This is a genomic window from Streptomyces sp. NPDC001100, from assembly GCF_053598575.1.
The window spans coordinates 57,274-73,377 of record NZ_JBSFKO010000041.1; the positions used below are offsets into that span (position 1 = coordinate 57,274).

Genomic DNA, 16,104 nt, shown 5'->3' on the forward strand with positions numbered 1-16,104 from the left:
GACGAACGCTACGGTCAGTCATCCTAGGCGCTCTTGGCTGTCAACTCGCCGCGCCCAGGCGTTTACTTTCCTATACGATTTTCTGGGCCACCTGGCGTTTGAAACACCAGAGATACCCCTGCTGCCGCCTCTTGTTGCCGCAAGCCTTGACGCACAAGGGTTCCTGCCCCACGATCGCGGCATCCATTTCCTATTTGATTTGCCGAGGGTCGGGCATGCGTTTCCCCACCAGATCCGTCCTGCCCGGAGTTGTCGCCGTCGCGCTGCTCGGCGCCGGGACGACGGCCTGCACCTACCGCAACTCGGTTGACCGGTACGGCGGTTCGGCCTCGTCGGCCGCGCGGGCGGGCGGCGGCGCCGACCTCGTGGACGGCTCCGGGACCAAGGTCGCCCTCGTGCCGGGCGGCGCGCACCCCTACTTCCAGCCCTGGAAGACAGCGGGCGCCGCCGCGAGGAAGACCTACGGCCTCGGCGCCGTGGCCTTCGACGAGACGGCCGAATGGGACCAGCAGAAGCAGAACAACCTGCTGTCCACGCTGGCGGCGCGCGGCTACAACGCGTTCGGGGTGTTCGGCGTCTCCCCCACCGACATCAACGCGACCTTCGCGGACCTCAAGTCGCAGGGATTCCCGGTGGCTTCGCTCGGTTCCTGTCCCGCCGGCGACAAGGACGAGGCCGACTTCTGTCTCGCCACGGACGTCCGACTCGCCGCCTGCAAAGCCGCGAAGGCGGCGATCGCGGCCATGGGCGGCCACGGCGTCCTGGTCCACCTGACCGGCAACAACGTTGACGCCGATACCCAGTTGAGGATCAAGGGCGGCGCCCGGGCCGTGCGGGAGACGGGCGGCAAGGTGAAGCTCCTGCAGACGAAGCAGTGCTCCGTGCGCGATCCCGGCGTACGGGTGGACTCCGGTTCGTTCGTCGTCGACAGGGCGAACGCCTCGGCCTACGACACCGCGCGGCGGGCGAAGACGGCCCAGCTGAAGCAGCAGTTCGCCGACAGGATCCTCAACTGCGCCTGACCGCCACCTGATCCCCACGACAGAAATCGGAACCGCCGGATGACCATCATCACGACCGCGACCGCCAGGCTGGTCGACATCGCCGTCGAACAGGACCGCACCGACGCCGTGCAGTCGTTCGTCAAACAGGAGACGATCCTGGTCGACCTGCAGACCTGGGACGGCGGCACGGGAACCGGCTACTCCTACACCATCGGCACCGGCGGCACCTCCGTGCTGGCACTGCTGCGCGACCACCTGCTGCCCGCCCTCGTCGGGCAGGACGCCCGCAACATCGAGGCACTGTGGCAGCGCCTGTTCGCGCTGACCCGGGCGACCACCACCGGAGCCATCACCTCGCTCGCCCTCGCCGCCGTGGACACCGCCCTGTGGGACCTGCGCTCCAGGCGGACCGCCGAGCCCCTGTGGCGACTGGCCGGCGGCCACCGCCAGGAGGTGCCGGTCTACGACACCGAGGGCGGCTGGCTCCATCTGAGCACCGAGGAACTGGTCAAAGGCGCCCTGCGCGCCCAGGAGTCGGGCTGGGCGGGCGTCAAGATCAAGGTGGGCAAGCCGCATCCCGACGAGGACGCGGAACGGCTGCGTGCCGTGCGCGAGGCCGTCGGCCCCTCGCTGCACATCATGACCGACGCCAACCAGTCGCAGACGGGATCCTCGGTGCTGCGGCTCGCGGCGGCGCTGGAACCGTACGACCCGTACTGGCTGGAGGAGCCGCTGCCCGCGGACGACATCAGCGGGCACGCCCGGCTCGCGGCGGCGACCCGCATCCCCGTCGCCGTCGGCGAGTCCATGTACTCGCCGACGCAGTTCCGCTCGTATCTGGAGTCCGGCGCCGCCTCCGTCGTCCAGGTCGACGCGGCCCGGATCGGGGGCATCACGCCGTGGCTGAAGGTCGCGCACCTGGCGGAGAGCCACAACGTCATGGTCTGCCCGCACTTCCTGATGGAGCTGCACGTCAGCCTCGCCGCCGCGGTCCCCAACGGCCAATACGTCGAGTACATACCGCAGTTGAGGGCGGTGACCCGCACCGAACTGACCATCCGTGACGGCATGGCGGTGGCCCCGGACGTACCGGGCATCGGCATCGACTGGGATCCGGACGCGCTGGACGACCGGAGGGTGGCATGACGACCGCCGTCGGCCCGCCGGACACCGTCCCGGAGGAGCGGACGGCACCACGACGCCTGCCGTTCTGGGTCAACCAGCGGCTCGGCCTGCTGCTCCTGGTCATCTCGCTCAGCGCCCTGTTCGGCGCGCTGCGCCCGGCGTTCCTCGACCAACGGCTGGTCCTCTTCCCGCTGTTGCGGGACGTCGCCACCCTGACCGTGGTCGCGCTGGCCCAGATGGTCGCCCTGTCCATCGGCCACATGGACCTCGCGGTCGGCAGGGGCCGTTCAGGCGACGGGCTCCGCGCCGTCGTCGAGCTGTCGCTCCAGGCTCCGGGTGAGGTGCTCCGTCATCGCCTCGGCCGCCCGTTCGGAATTGCGGCGCAGGATGGCGCGGACGATCCGTTCGTGCTCCGCGACGGTCGGGCCCTCGGCGCCGACCACCTTGCTGAGCCGGAAGATGTGCAGATGAGCGTGGAGCCGTTCCACCGCGTCCGCGAGCAGCGGCCGGTGGGTGGCCTGTCCGATCGCCTCGTGGAAACGCTGGTCGAGAGCGGCGAAGTCGCGGTAGGAGGCGTACCGGCCCTTGGGGCTCGGGTGGGCCTGCAGTTCCTCGACGATCCGCTCCAGGCCGTCGAGTTGCGCCTCGGTGGCGTTCACCGCGGCCAGCGCGGCCGCCCTGGGTTCCAACAGCAGCCGCATCTCGAAGAGTTCCTCAAGACCCCGGCGGGTCAGCAACTGCGTGGCCCGGTATCCGGAGAGCGCGCGCTTCACGACCAGGCCCTCGGACTCCAGCCGGGCCAGCGCCTCCCGGACGGGGGTCGGCGAGACCTTGAGCGTGCGGGCCAGCGAGTCGATGCCGACACGTGCGCCGGGGGCGATCTCGTGGTCCATGACCATCGCCTTGACGCTCTCGTACACACTGTCCGACAGCGCCTGCCGGACGGGCGGCACGCTCAGCCCGTCGCCCTCGTCCGGAACCCCGGCCACGGAAGGGCTGTGCGGCGGCATCCCCACTCCCCCTCACGGCTTGCTGTGTCCGGCCAGTTTAGCCAGTGCCGGGTGGGCGGAGCGGGACAGCCGGGGACCGGTCAACCCAGCTGCGCCGCCACCGCCGCTTCCCCGCTCTTCTCGGTCAGGTCGAGGCTGCTGCGCAGGCTGACCGGCTTCAGCAGGATCGCGGCGACCACCGCGAGCAGGGCCGCCCCGGCGGAGAGCAGGAAGATCTGCGCGGTGGCGTCCCCGTAGGCGACCCGGACGATCTCCCGCACGGCGACGGCGTCCGATCCGGTGGCGGTGCTCCGCAGTCCCGCGTCGGCGAGACCGTGCACGATCTGGTCCTGGACGTGCCGGGCCAGTACGGCACCGAGCACGGAGACACCGATCGTGCCGCCGAGCGAGCGGAAGAAGGACACCGTGGAGCTGGCCGCGCCGATGTCCTTCAGGGGCACGGTGTTCTGCACGACGAGCACCAGGTTCTGCAGCGTCATCCCGACGCCCATCCCGACGCAGAGCATCTCCACGCTCAGCAGGAGGACGGGCGTCCTGGAGTCGAGGGTGCCGAGCCCGGCGAAGCCGACCGTGAGCAGGACGGCGCCTGTGATGACGAACGGCTTGATCTTGCCGGTCCTGCTGATCAGCCGCCCCGCGACGGTGGAGGCGATGAGGATGCCCGCCATCATCGGAATGGTCAGCAGACCGGCCTCGGTCGGACTGTGCCCTCGGCTGAGCTGGAAGTACTGACTGAGGAAGACGGCGGCACCGAACATCGCCGTACCGACGGCCAGGCTCCCGACGATGGCCAGAGCCGTCGTCCGCTGCCGCACGATGCCGAGCGGTACGACGGGTTCCGCGGCCCGCGACTCCACCCACACCGCGACGGCGAGCAGCACCAGCCCGCCGCCCACCATGGCCCCGGTCTGCCAGGAGGCCCAGCCGAAGGAGTTGTCGACGAAGGACACCCACACCAGCAGCACGCTGACCCCGGCGGCGATCAGGGTCGCGCCCAGGTAGTCGATCCTGAAGTTCTCACGGCGGATGACGGGCAGGTTCAGCGTCCGCTGGAGCAGGAACAGGGATACGACGGCGATCGGCACACCGATGAAGAAGCACCACCGCCACCCCAGCCACGAGGTGTCGACGACGACCCCGCCGAGCAGCGGCCCGCCGATGGTCGAGGTCGCGGTGACACTGCTCAGGTAGCCGCTGTAGCGACCGCGCTCGCGGGGCGGGATCATCGCCGCCAGGGATATCTGGACGAGGGCCTGCACACCTCCCACGCCGACGCCCTGGAGGGCGCGCGAGGCGATGAGCTGCCCGGCGGTCTGGCTGATCCCGGAAGCCACGGCCCCCAGGACGAACACGGCGATGGACGCCTGCACGAGGGTCTTCTTGCTGAACAGGTCGGCGAGCTTGCCCCAGATCGGTGTCGTCGCCGTGGTGGTGAGAAGGGTGGCGGTGACGACCCACGTGTACTGGGTCTGCGACCCGTGCACCGCCCCGCTGATCTTCGGCAGCGCGCTGGAGACGACCGTACTGCTGAGGGTCGACACGAACAGCGCGAGCAGCAGCCCGCTGAGCGCCTTCAGCACCTTGCGGCGGGCCGCGGGGGAAGTCTCCGCGGGACCCGCCCAGTTCACTGCCGTGCTCATCCGACGAACCCCCAGCGGCCATGTCGCTATACACCGCGTATAGCGACATCGCCTCACCATACATGGCGTATGGCGAAGGGTGACAGGGCCGTCATGTGCGACCTGGTGGGGCGCCGCACGTCACGGTGATCGACGTGTGCGGGCTGCGCGGTGGCAGTGTGAGTGTCAAGGTGTGGGTGGTCCGGTCGAAGTGGTAGGTGTCGGGGGACAGTTGGACCCCTCCTACGCGCACGGTGCCCGGGGCGGTGACGCCGAGCAGGGAGACGGTCCACTGCCGGGTGCGGACCTGGCCGTGGAACGTCCCGGTGGTGGGGCTGATCGTCAGCGTGCGCCTGGCGCCGTTCTCCCGGTAGTGGATCCTGGTGGTGGCCGTGTGGCCGCGTCCGGTGGTGGTTCCGTCGTCCTCGTAGAGGGAGGAGGAGCCGGAGGCGCCCGCGGCGACGGTGAGCGTGACCTTGGTCAACGGGGCCTTGTCGTCGCTGGTGACGTTGTGCGTGCGGGTCGGGACGACTGCGCCCGCCTTGACGAACACCGGCATGGTGTCGAGGCCGGAGGTGATGTTCTGGGTGGTGCCACCGGCGTAGGTCTGTCCGGTGAAGTAGTCGGTCCACCGGCTGCCGGGCGGGAACCACACCGAGGTCGTGGCCGTGGTGCCGGGTGTGGTGACGGGGGCGACGAGCATGTCGGGGCCGTAGAAGTACTCGCTGCCCGAAGTGGCGTACGCCTGCGGCTCGTCGGGATATTCCAGGTAGGTCGGGCGGGTGACGGGGACGCCGGTGGCGCTGGCCTGCTGGGCGAGTGAGTAGGTGTAGGGCACCAGGTTCTCGCGCAGGTTGAGGAACTTGTCCGCCGAGGCGCGGGCCGCCGCGCCGTACTGCCAGGGCAGGCGGTCGCTGTGGTTGCTGTGCAGGCGGTCGATGGGCTGGAAGGTGCCGAGCTGGACCCAGCGGGCGTACATGTCGTCGGGGAGTTTGTGCGTGGTGCGGGTCGTGCCGTCGGAGGTGTAGGTCTCCGAACCGGTCAGGTTCGTGGTGTCGTTGTGGCCGCCGATGTCATGGCTGATCGCCGACAGGCCGGTGGCCGCCGCCTCGCCGGGGGTGTAGCCGACCTCCGCCTTCAGGGTGCCCCAGGTGGAGGAGGTGTCGCCGGTGAAGTGGACGGTGGTGCGCTTGTCGGCCCACGGTCCGGTCGGCAGTCCCTGCTGGCCGCTGTAGCCGCCCGCCTGGAGGGAGCCGTAGGCGCGGGAGACGACGAAGCCGCGGCCGACGGTCTTGTCGGCGTCGGTGGCGTACTGCTGGTTGATCCACGCGTCGGGGGTGACGCCGGGCAGCGAGGACTGGGAGTTGTCGCAGCACCAGTCGGGCCACCAGAAGTCGTTGCCCTGCTGGTCCATGGTCTGGTGCAGGTCCATGTACGCCTTGAGCTGGTCGGGATCGCCCCAGTCGAAGGTGTAGCAGTCCCCCGGTCCACTGTTCGCCGAGGGGGCGCAACCGCCCTTGTGCAGCTTGCCCTTGGCGGTCGCCTGGGCCTGGGCGAACTGCGGGTCGCCGCTGAGGATGCTCGGGTGGACGTTGAGGGTGTTGTGCAGACCTTGGGCGGCGGACCAGTCGAAGAACCCTTTGGGATCAGGGAACTTGGACGTGTCGATCTCCCAACCGCTCCAGGTGTTGGGCGACTTGAAGTCGGTGTCGGTCACCAGAACGTCCAGGGGCACGCCTTCGGCACGGAAGGCGGGCAGGATCCTCTTCTCGTAGTCGGCGGCGGTGCGGTCGATGTACTCCGAATACCAGACGCCGTAGGCCCATTGGGGAAGGAGCTGGGGCGGGCCGGTGAGGGTGGCCAGGTCGGACAGGGCCTGTTGGTAGTCGTGGCCGTAGCCGAAGACATAGCCGTCCTGGTACGGCGTGCCGCCGTGGGACGGGCGTGGGGTGACCTGGCGGGTGCCGGTGTCGTAGAGGGCCGAGACGGTGTCGTCGAGCAGGTACCAGCCGTCCTTGTACAGCAGACCGGGTGTGGTGGCCGGTGCGCCGTTGTCGCCGTTGAAGCCGTCGAGGCTGCGGCGGTAGCCGCCGAGCGCCAAGTGCGGTTGCGGGGGCGGTGAGTTGGCATCGGTGACGGAGACCGTGTCGAGGTTGACGTGGCAGCTCGCCGCGTCCGGACAGCCGACGGAGATGTCGTTCGCTCCGGCCTTGAGGGCGACCGGGACCGAGGCGGTCTTCCAGGTGTCCCAGTTACCGGTGACGGGCAGCGACAGGGTCTGCGCGGTGCCGCCGGAGGACACCGTCGCCGTACGGGTCCGGTTGAACCCGTCGCTGCCGGTGGAGTTGGCGTAGCGGACCTGCAACGCGTAGGTGCCGTCGGCCGGTACGCCGACCACATGGGTCGACAGGCCTGCCCCCTGGTTCAGTTCGGCGAGGAAGCCGCTGCCGGAGTAGCCGGCGTGGTCGGTGGCCGTGATCGCCGAACCGGAGACGCGGTCGGCCTCCGCCTCGCAGTTGACACCGAATCCGCAGCCGGTGATCGCGGTCGTCGACGTCGACGGATAGGCGTCGCCGTCATTGACCAGGGCGACGCTGTCGATGTTGACGTCGCCGGAGTCCGCTGCGGTCCTCGTCAGCGCGATCGTGTGGTGGCCGGCGCCCAGTTGTACCGCGCCGCCCGCCAGACCCCAGGTGTTCCAGTCCGCGGTGACGGGCAGGCTCACCGATCGGTTCGCGCCGCCGTCCACCGACAGGGTGAGGGTGCGCGTCGTGTTCTGCCCGTCGCCGCCGAGGGAGTTGGCGTAGCGGAGGTCGAACCGGTACGTCCCCGAGGTGGCGACGTCGACGTCCGCCGACAGGGAGTCGCCCGTCCCCTCGAAGCCGGCCAGGAATCCGGAGCCGGTGTAACCGGAGTGGTCGAAGGCCATGCCCGGCCCGCTGTGCGGCAGCTGCTCGGCCTCGCACAGGGTGCCGAGGCCGCACGTGAGCCGCCGCCAGGGCGTGGCGTCGACGGACGACCCGCCGGCCGCCAGGCGCACGGAGAGGTTCTGGGCGTCGAAGGGCCCGGAACCCACCTGGTACCGCAGGGTGAGCGCACTCGTCCTGATGGTCAGCCAGCCGTCGGACGTAGTCGAGGTGTACGAGGCCGGCGCGAACGCGGTGCGGCCGATCGCGTTGAACGTCGCGCCGTCGGTGAACTTCCCGTCCTGCGCGTACTCGGTGCGGATCAGGGTCGGGGACAGGATCTGGAAGCGTGCGTTGCCCGAAGTCACCGACGCCGTACGGTGGTTCGCCGACGCCTCTCCGGTACCGGTCACCGTAAGCGCCGCCAGGCTGCTCACCAGGGCGATGACCGCGAGGCGTCTTCGCAGGAAGCGCGTCGTGCGTAACGCTGATCTTCTTCTCATGGACAGCTCCGTCCTGAAGCGGGTGCGCCGGTCGCCGTGCACGCCTGATGGAAACTGCCGCCGGTCGACATCGTTGTCAAGCCCCGGCGTTCACATCCGTCGGCATCCGCGCGAGCGGGTCCGCCCCGGCACACGTGGGGCGTGTGCGCCGAGGCGGACGCCGGCAGCTTCGGGCAGGCGCGGTCCGGTCTGTCGGTTTGTCTCAGCCCTGCGGCGAAGATCTCGTCAGGCTCTGGTCCGGCGCACTCCCCCGTCCCGGGCCGGTCACCACACGGAGGTGTGATCCGTCCGGGTCCCCGGAGTCGGTCTCCGCCAGACGCTTGAGCAGCGTCGGGGTCAGCCCTCGGTACGCGGCCGGGTCGACCGGGCCGAGCCAGTGGACGGCGCGGACGAGCGGGCTGATGTTGAGGTCGAGGTCGCTGAGTACTTCGTCGGCGTTGTGCATCGAGAACGGGATGATCTTGGTGCCGCGGCAGTGGTGGGTGTCGGTGGCGACGTCCATGAAGGCCAGCTGCTCGACGACCGCGTGCCTCATGGTGTCCGTGTCGGGTGCCTCCAACGCGCCGGCGAGGTCGGCCGCGATCCACAGCGCGGCGAGCTCGGCGTTGAGCGGGCTGAAGAAGGAGGAGTTGTAGCCGTTGAAGTACAGGCCCGGGATCCCGAGGGGCAGGATCTGGCGGTAGAGCATGAAGTTGCCGCGCTCGTCGAGCAGTTGGGCCCGCACTCGCTCGGGCAGGAACGGGACGCCCTGGGTGAAGCCGGTGGCGCAGACGACCAGGTCGGCGGGGAGCAGGGTGCCGTCGGAGAGGCGGGCGGAGGGGGCGCCGTCCACGACGAGGAGCTGCTCGATGGCGCGGTCCCGGTGGACGGTGATGGCGCCGGCGGTGACGGCCTCGAAGAATCCCTCGGTCGCGAGCCCGATGGCGCCGCGCACGATGTCCTCCATCGCCCCCTCGGGCACCAAGTCGAGCCGCTTGAGGCCGAGTTGCCGTATCGACACGGTGCCGATGGAGTTGATCATCCGGCGGCGCAGGCCGTTGCCGGGGCCGTGCAGGAAGCGTTCGAGGCCGCGTGGGCGGATGTAGCGGAACAGTCCCTCGCCGAGCCGGGTGAGCAGCAGCATCTTGAAGTTCAACCGGCCGCCGATCCTCCGCGGGACCTTCCACAGCAGTTGGCGCGCGATCACATCGGTCCGGGCGGCGACGGCGCTGATCGGCACGGCCACGTCGCAGGCCGACTTGCCGTAGCCGACGACCAGGACGTTGCGGCCCCGGGCCTGCTCGGCGTCGTGGAACTCGGTGCCCGCGCACACCTTGCCGCCGGCCGCGGTGAACTCCGGCAGGCCGTCGAACTTCGGTACGGCGGGTTCGCAGAACACCCCGTTGGCGACGACGAGTCGGTCGTAGGTCTCCGTGGTGTGCGTACCCGCGGCGTCGCGGTACTCGACGTTCCACGTGCCGTCGTCGGCCGGCCCGGCCGAGATCACTTCGGTGCTCAGGCGCAGGGCGGGTTCGAGTCCGAAGTGGGCGGTGTAGTCGGCGAGGTAGGACTGGACCTGGGCGCCGTCGGGCCACTCCGGGAAGTCCTTGGGCATGGGGAAGTCGGAGAAGGAGTACTGCGCCTTCGGGCTCTGTGTCGTCACTCCCGGGTAGCGGCGCGTGCGGCTCCACACGCCGCCCACGTCCGGTGTCTTCTCGAACACGTGCGTCTGGTGCCCTGCCTGGGTGAGCACTTTCGCGGTGACGAGGCCCGCGACGCCGGCGCCGATGATGCCGATCTTCATGGTCACGCGACCTCGGGCGGCAGTTGGAGCTCGATGCCGAAGTCGGCCATGATCTTCTTCATCAGCCCGATGTCCTTGGGTCCCGGCGGCATCTCCGCGAGCGCCTGGTAGTAGCCCTCCAGGCCGGCGGGCGAGACGACGGAGATGACGCGCGACTCCTCCGGGTAGGGGTTGCGGAACGCGTGGATCACATCGCGCGGCAGGTAGAGGTAGTCGCCGTGTTCGAGGACGAAGTCCCTGCCGCCGAGGTGGACGTCGAGGCGTCCGGCCAGGCAGATGAAGGACTCGTCCTCGCGGGTGTGCAGGTGCGGCGGCGGTCCGTCGGTCTCCGGCGGGACCGTGTACTCGAACAGCGAGTACGCGTCGCGTGTCGCCGCGCCGTCCGCCTTGAGGGTGATGCCAAGCCCGATCGCCGCGATCCTGTGTCCGTCGCGGGAGGGCAGCATGTAGCCACCGCCTAGAGTCACCGTCGTCTCCTTCCGGTCGCCACCGCGGCCGTCCGACCGCGGCGCTGATCCGCTGCGCCCAGCGTGGGTTCGACGCGGTCGGTGCGCAATGACCGGGTCCCACGGGCTGGGACGATTTCAGCGACGGGTGCTGTAGGCCCGGGAGGCCGCCGCGGCGGCGAGCCGCACGGCCGGCCCGGCCCGGTCGGTGCGGACCAGGGCGGTGGGCCCGGTGACGGACAGGGCGGCGGCGACCCGGCCGTCCGGGCCGAAGATCGGGGCGGCGACGCAGCTCACGCCGATGTTGCCCTCCTCGCGTTCGACCGCCCAGCCCCTGGCCGGTACGGCGGTCAGTTCGCGGATCACGGCTACCTTGGCGGTCAGGGTGCGCGGGGTGCGCGGCGGCATGTCGGCGTCGAGCACCGCCTCGATGGTGGCCGGGTCGCTGTAGGCGAGGATCGCCCGGCCCAGCGCCGAGCAGTACGCCGGGATGATCCCGCCGACCTGGGAGAGCATCGGCATCGGGCGATGGCCGGTGATCTTCTCGACGACCAGGATCTGCGTGCCTTCCAGGACGCCGAGTTGGACGGTGATCCGGGTCGCGCTGTGCAGGTCCTGGAGGTAGGGAAGCACGGCCTCCCGCAGTTCGAGCCGGATCGGCGCCAGGCTCGCGATCTCGAACAGCCGGTTGCCGATCCGGTAGTGGGCCTGGGGTTTGTCCAGCCAGCCGAGCCGGATCATCCGCTCGGCGGTGCGGTGCGTGGTCGACCGGGGCAGCCCGCAGCGGGCGACGAGCGCGGAGAGGGTCAGTTCGCGGTGCGCCGCGTCGAAGGCGCCGAGGATCGCGGCCGCGCGCTCCAGGCCCTTGGTCTCCGTCGCGCCGTCCCGCGCAGTGGGACTCGTCCCTTGTTCTCCGGGGCTCATGCCGGTCACGCTAAGGCCGTCCCGTTCCTCGGACAAGGAGCGGATTCAGGAGGATGCCTACATCATGCGGACAGCACTGGTCGGCGGCGGTTCCAGCGGTATCGGCCACGCGATCGCCGAGCGTCTGGCGGGTGCGGGCGACCGGGTGGTGATCACCGGCCGGCACTCCGACTCCCTCGAAGCCGCGGCTGCCCGACTCGGCGGCACCGTGGCCGGAGTGCACGCCCTGGTGAGCGACATGGCCGACCCCGCCTCGGCAGCGGCGGCGATGGAAGAGGTCGAGCACCGCCACGGCGGCCTCGACGTGCTCGTGCTCAACGCCGGGGGTCCACCGCCCGGTGGGATCCTCGACCTCGACGACACGCGCTGGCGGGAGGCGTCCGAACTGTTGCTGCTCGGCCCGCTGCGGCTGGCCCGCCTGGCGATGCCGGGCATGGCGAAGCGCGGCTTCGGGCGGGTCGTGTTCGTGACGTCCACCGCGGTGCGCCAGCCCCAGCCGGACCTGGCCGCGTCCGTGGTGCTGCGCTCCGCGGTCACGGCCGCGGCCAAGCTGCTCTCCCTGGAGTTCGCGGCCCAGGGCGTCACGGTCAACTGCGTTGCGCCCGGCGCCACTTCGACTGAACGCCGTACGCGGATCCTGGCCAACCGGGCACGCGCCACGCGTCGCGGTTTCGACGAGCTCGACGCGCAGGACCTCGCGCGGATTCCGGCCGGGCGCGCCGCGCGGCCGGCGGAGATCGCGGGCGCCGTGGCGTTCCTGGCCTCCGACGACGCGGCGTACATCAACGGGACCGTGCTCACGGTCGACGGCGGAAGGACGGAGGCGATCTGATGTCCGCATCGGGATCCCGCTTCACCATGGCCGATTTCCTCGGCTCGATCCACGACACCGTGCGGCCCGGCGCCGCGCGGCCGGTCGTCGTGCACGCCGACGAGCTCGCGCCGCTGCCGGCCGACCAGGTGCACAACCCGACCGTGCTGGCGATCGCCGGTCTGCTGCCGACGGCCACCTTCGAACTCTTCCGGCAGACCATCCCGCCGGGCCTGAGCTCGGACATGCAGCGCCACCATCACGAGACCGTGCACTTCGTCATCAGCGGGCGCGGTCACAGCGAGATCGAGGACGACACCGAGCCCTGGGCCGCCGGCGACTTCGTCTACACCCCGCCCTGGACCTGGCACCGCCACTACAACGACTCGGAGACCGAGTCGGTCGAGTTCCTGACCATCGAGAACTCCCGTCTGCTGAACCTGCTGGGCGTCGGGCGCCGGCAGAGCGCGGGACTGGTCACGGTCGCCGAGGCCCGCGCACGGTTCAAGGAGGAGCAGGCATGAGCCCGTTGCCCGCCCACATCGGCATCTGGGGCGAACTGTCCGACGTGGAGCACGAGTTGCGGTTCGTCGACGTCGCCGGCGTCCGTACCCGGGTGCTGCGCGCGGGAGTTGGCCCCGACCTGATCCTGCTGCACGGTACCGGCGGGCACTTGGAGGCCTACGCCCGGGACATCGCCGGGCTCGCCGCCGACTTCCGCGTCACCGCCTACGACATGGTCGGCCACGGCTGGTCCGACCTGCCCGACCGGCCCTACACGATCGACGTGCTCTCCGATCACCTGGTCGGCCTGATGGACGCGCTCGGCATCGACTCGGCTCACCTGTCCGGCGAATCGCTCGGCGGCTGGGTGACCGCGTGGACCGCCGCGTACCACCCCGACCGTGTCGAACGGCTCGTGCTCAACACCCCCGGGAACATCGCCAACAAGCCCGAGGTGATGGTCCGCATGCGCGAGAGCACCCTGGCCGCCGTCCGGGACCCGAGCGACGCGACGGTGCGCCGCCGCGTCGAATTCCTCTTCCACGACACGTCGTTGGTCACCGACGAGTTGGTGAACCTGCGCCGCGCCGTCTACAGCCGCCCCGGCTTCCTGCGCGCGATCGAGAACACCCTGGTGCTGCAAGACCCCGAAGTACGCAGGGACTTCGCCTGGGACCCCGCCTGGGTCGGCGCGATCACCGCGCCCACCCTGCTGCTGTGGACCGACCACGACCCGACCGGCGGACTCGACGAGGCGGCGCTGCTCCAGAGCTGGCTGCCCGACGCCCGCCTGTACGTGATCGAGGGTGCGGGCCACTGGCCGCAGTGGGAGAAGCCCCCCGAGTTCCTCCGCGCGCATCGCGACTTCCTGCTGCTCGGCAAGGACCCGGCATGAGCGAGATCATCGGCATGGTCGCCCTGTCCCACTCCCCCTTCGCCACACTGCTGCCGCCCGCCGGCCCCGAGCAGCCCGGCGGCCGGTTCCTCGCCGAGGCGGCCCGGCTCTCCCGCGCGGTGGCCCGGCTCGCGCCCGACGCCGTCGTGGTCGTCGGCCCCGACCACTTCCACGGGAACTTCTACGACGCGATGCCGCCGTTCCTCATCGGTGTCGACCACGCGACCGGATTCGGCGACTTCGGCAGCCGGTCGGGCCCCCTGCCCGTCGCCGGCGAACTGGCCTGGTCGGTGTACGACGGCCTCACCAGCGCGGGATTCGACCTGTCGCTGTCCTACTCGCTGACCGTCGACCACGGACTCGTGCAGAGTTACGAGATGGTCTGCGGCGGCGCGGAGATACCGATGGTGCCGCTCGTCGTGAACACCGCCGCTCCCCCGCTGCCGACCATGGAGCGCTGCATCGGCTTCGGCCGGGCCCTGGGCGACGCCCTTCGCGACGGTGGCGGCACCGGCCGGGTGCTGGTCGTCGCGAGCGGCGGGCTCTCCCACTGGCTGCCAAGCAACGACCCCCGCGATCCGGCGATGGCCGAGGAGCGCCGGCACGCGGTGATCCACGGACGCGAGGCCCTCCGTGCCTTCTCGGCCGCGCGCGAGCACCGGGTGCGGGAGATGGGCGGCAACCGGCACGCCCACGTCAACAGCGGGTGGGACCGCTGGTTCCTCAAGCAGTTGGGGACCGGGGAGTCCCGGCCGATCGCGGCCCTCGGCGACGCGGGTCTTGAGGAGCAGGCGGGCAGCGGCGGCCACGAGATCCGCACCTGGCTGGTCGGGCAGGCCGCCGTACGGGCACCGCTGGTGTGGACCGCGTACGAGCCGGTCCCGGAATGGATCACCGGTATGGGCCTCGGCGCCACCTTCGAGGTGCGCTGACGTGCGCTGACGAGTCCCTGGGTGTGGCCCGCCGCCCGGTCGGCCCCGGGCCGCACCCAGGGACTCGTCGCGCCGTTCGCGGACCTGCGGGCTCGCCCCAACTGGGCTGCTGGAGATGCCAGTTGGACGGGGAAGCACGGTCGGGCCTGCGCCTGCCCGCCAGTACGGCCGACCACTCGCGCCGAGCGGCCCCACGGCCCACGCCCGGCTTGCTGCGGCTCTGAAACAGGCATGCCCTCACGATGAGAGTTCACTTGCATAAAGAGAGCTGACCGCCTAAGTTCATGAGAGCCAACCCCAATAAACACAGCGGTCTCTCTCCCCGGAGGTTCAGATGACGGACGTCTCAGTGGTCGGCCCGGACGACGGTGAGTCGATCCAGCTCGGCCCGACCCTGATGCGGATCCTTGAGGACGGCACCACGACCGACCACCGCCTCGGCATCGGGGAGATCACGCTCGCCCCGCACACCGACGGTCCGCCGCAGCACCGGCACGCCCGGCACGACGAGGGGTTCTACGTCGTGTCCGGCGCGGCCAGGTTCACGGTCGGCGAGACCGTGTACGACGCGCCCGCCGGAACGCTGGTCATGATCCCGCCCGGCGCCCCGCACACCTTCGCCAACCCGACCGACGGCACCACGGTCCTGCTCAACACGTTCACGCCGGACCTGTACGTCAACTACTTCCGGGACCTGCGCGACATGATCGCCGGCGGCCGGCCGCTCACCGACGAGGCGACGATCGAGGCGATGAGCCGGTACTCCACCGAACCGTCCACCGACTTCGCCTGAACACCCGCGCCTGTAACTGCACTTCCAATCAAGGAGACGACCGTGGGAATCACCACTCAGTACACCGTCAACCTCGACGAACTCGGCCCGGTCGAGGTGTCCGTGGCCGCATACGGCTCCGGTCAGCCGTTCCTGCTGCTGCACGGCGGAGCCGGCCCGCAGTCCGTAACCGGGTTCGCCGAGAAGTTCGCCGCCGCTCACGACGTGCGCGTGCTGGTCCCGACCCACCCGGGCTTCGACGGCACCGTACGACCCGGCGCACTGGCCTCCGTCCCGGGCCTGGCCGCGCTCTACGGAGCGCTGCTGGACCAGCTCGACCTGACCGACGTGACCGTCATCGGCAACTCGATCGGCGGCTGGATCACCGCCGAGATCGCGCTGCTGAAGTCGCCCCGGGTCAGCGGTATCGTCCTCGTCGACGCGGTCGGGATCGAGGTGTCCGGCCACCCGGTGGCCGACTTCTTCGCCCTGACCATGGATCAGGTCTTCGAGCTCAGCTTCCACGATCCCGAGCCCTTCCGTGTCGACCCCACGACCCTGCCCCCGGCGGCGCAGGCGATCGCCGCGGGCAACCGGGCCGCGATCGCCGTCTACGCGGGCTCCGCCATGACCGACCCCACCCTCGCCGGGCGTCTCGGCTCCCTGGAGCTCCCCACCCTCGTGCTGTGGGGCGAGAGCGACGGGATCGTCGACGTCGACTACGGGCGCGCCTACGCCGCCGCGATCCCCATGGCCCGGTTCCAACTGCTCCCCGAGACCGGGCACTCCCCGCAGCTGGAGACCCCCGACCAGGTCGACCACGCGATCTGGGACAGCGCCGACACGGACTTCTCCGTTTTCACCCGCTGA

General features: G+C 70.5%; 14 protein-coding genes. 8 read left to right on the top strand and 6 right to left on the bottom strand.

The window, feature by feature from the left end:
* Positions 1-215 precede the first annotated feature (215 nt).
* Together ACWDEW_RS40280 and ACWDEW_RS40285 are read left to right on the top strand one after the other, a co-directional pair.
* Positions 216-1,022 carry a sugar ABC transporter substrate-binding protein gene (locus tag ACWDEW_RS40280; protein WP_450520008.1) on the top strand — a complete coding sequence of 269 codons (807 nt, stop codon included), beginning with the start codon at positions 216-218 and terminating at the stop codon, positions 1,020-1,022.
* Positions 1,023-1,061: 39 nt separating this feature from the next.
* On the top strand, positions 1,062-2,150 hold the full coding sequence (locus ACWDEW_RS40285) for a mandelate racemase/muconate lactonizing enzyme family protein (RefSeq protein ID WP_450520010.1): 1,089 nt from the start codon (positions 1,062-1,064) through the stop codon (positions 2,148-2,150).
* Positions 2,151-2,416: 266 nt separating this feature from the next.
* Here the strand turns inward: ACWDEW_RS40285 and ACWDEW_RS40290 are convergent, their stop codons facing one another.
* From ACWDEW_RS40290 to ACWDEW_RS40315, 6 genes are all read right to left on the bottom strand, one after another.
* Positions 2,417-3,139: a GntR family transcriptional regulator gene (locus ACWDEW_RS40290; protein ID WP_450520012.1), complete on the bottom strand. Its 723-nt coding sequence runs from the start codon at positions 3,137-3,139 to the stop codon at positions 2,417-2,419.
* A gap of 80 nt (positions 3,140-3,219) precedes the next feature.
* Positions 3,220-4,779 carry an MFS transporter gene (locus tag ACWDEW_RS40295; RefSeq protein ID WP_450520014.1) on the bottom strand — a complete coding sequence of 520 codons (1,560 nt, stop codon included), beginning with the start codon at positions 4,777-4,779 and terminating at the stop codon, positions 3,220-3,222.
* Between the two features lie 91 nt (positions 4,780-4,870).
* Positions 4,871-8,167 (bottom strand): TIM-barrel domain-containing protein, encoded by a 3,297-nt coding sequence (locus tag ACWDEW_RS40300; protein WP_450520015.1) that lies wholly within the window; start codon positions 8,165-8,167, stop codon positions 4,871-4,873.
* A gap of 202 nt (positions 8,168-8,369) precedes the next feature.
* Positions 8,370-9,950 carry a flavin-containing monooxygenase gene (locus tag ACWDEW_RS40305; protein ID WP_450520016.1) on the bottom strand — a complete coding sequence of 527 codons (1,581 nt, stop codon included), beginning with the start codon at positions 9,948-9,950 and terminating at the stop codon, positions 8,370-8,372.
* A 2-nt stretch (positions 9,951-9,952) separates the two neighbouring features.
* A complete protein-coding gene (locus ACWDEW_RS40310) occupies positions 9,953-10,417 on the bottom strand; it encodes a cupin domain-containing protein (protein WP_450520018.1) in 465 nt (154 codons plus the stop codon).
* Between the two features lie 117 nt (positions 10,418-10,534).
* Positions 10,535-11,320, bottom strand: a complete 786-nt coding sequence (locus ACWDEW_RS40315; protein WP_450520019.1) for an IclR family transcriptional regulator — start codon at positions 11,318-11,320, stop codon at positions 10,535-10,537.
* A gap of 64 nt (positions 11,321-11,384) precedes the next feature.
* On the opposite strand from ACWDEW_RS40315, the gene ACWDEW_RS40320 reads away from it, so the two are divergent.
* The 6 genes from ACWDEW_RS40320 to ACWDEW_RS40345 all read left to right on the top strand — a co-directional run bounded on the left by ACWDEW_RS40320 (position 11,385) and on the right by ACWDEW_RS40345 (position 16,104).
* Positions 11,385-12,152 carry an SDR family oxidoreductase gene (locus ACWDEW_RS40320; protein WP_450520021.1) on the top strand — a complete coding sequence of 256 codons (768 nt, stop codon included), beginning with the start codon at positions 11,385-11,387 and terminating at the stop codon, positions 12,150-12,152.
* Positions 12,152-12,655 (top strand): cupin domain-containing protein, encoded by a 504-nt coding sequence (locus ACWDEW_RS40325; RefSeq protein WP_450520023.1) that lies wholly within the window; start codon positions 12,152-12,154, stop codon positions 12,653-12,655. The genes ACWDEW_RS40320 and ACWDEW_RS40325 overlap by 1 nt, the downstream gene beginning before the upstream one ends.
* A complete protein-coding gene (locus ACWDEW_RS40330; RefSeq protein WP_450520024.1) occupies positions 12,652-13,530 on the top strand; it encodes an alpha/beta fold hydrolase in 879 nt (292 codons plus the stop codon). The genes ACWDEW_RS40325 and ACWDEW_RS40330 overlap by 4 nt, the downstream gene beginning before the upstream one ends.
* Entirely contained in the window at positions 13,527-14,462 is a 936-nt protein-coding gene (locus ACWDEW_RS40335) for a DODA-type extradiol aromatic ring-opening family dioxygenase (protein ID WP_450520025.1), read from the top strand. Before ACWDEW_RS40330 ends, ACWDEW_RS40335 begins: the two co-directional genes overlap by 4 nt.
* Positions 14,463-14,796: 334 nt before the next feature.
* A complete protein-coding gene (locus ACWDEW_RS40340) occupies positions 14,797-15,255 on the top strand; it encodes a cupin domain-containing protein (RefSeq protein ID WP_450520027.1) in 459 nt (152 codons plus the stop codon).
* A 42-nt stretch (positions 15,256-15,297) separates the two neighbouring features.
* Complete coding sequence (locus tag ACWDEW_RS40345) at positions 15,298-16,104, top strand: alpha/beta fold hydrolase (RefSeq protein ID WP_450520028.1); 807 nt, start codon at positions 15,298-15,300, stop codon at positions 16,102-16,104.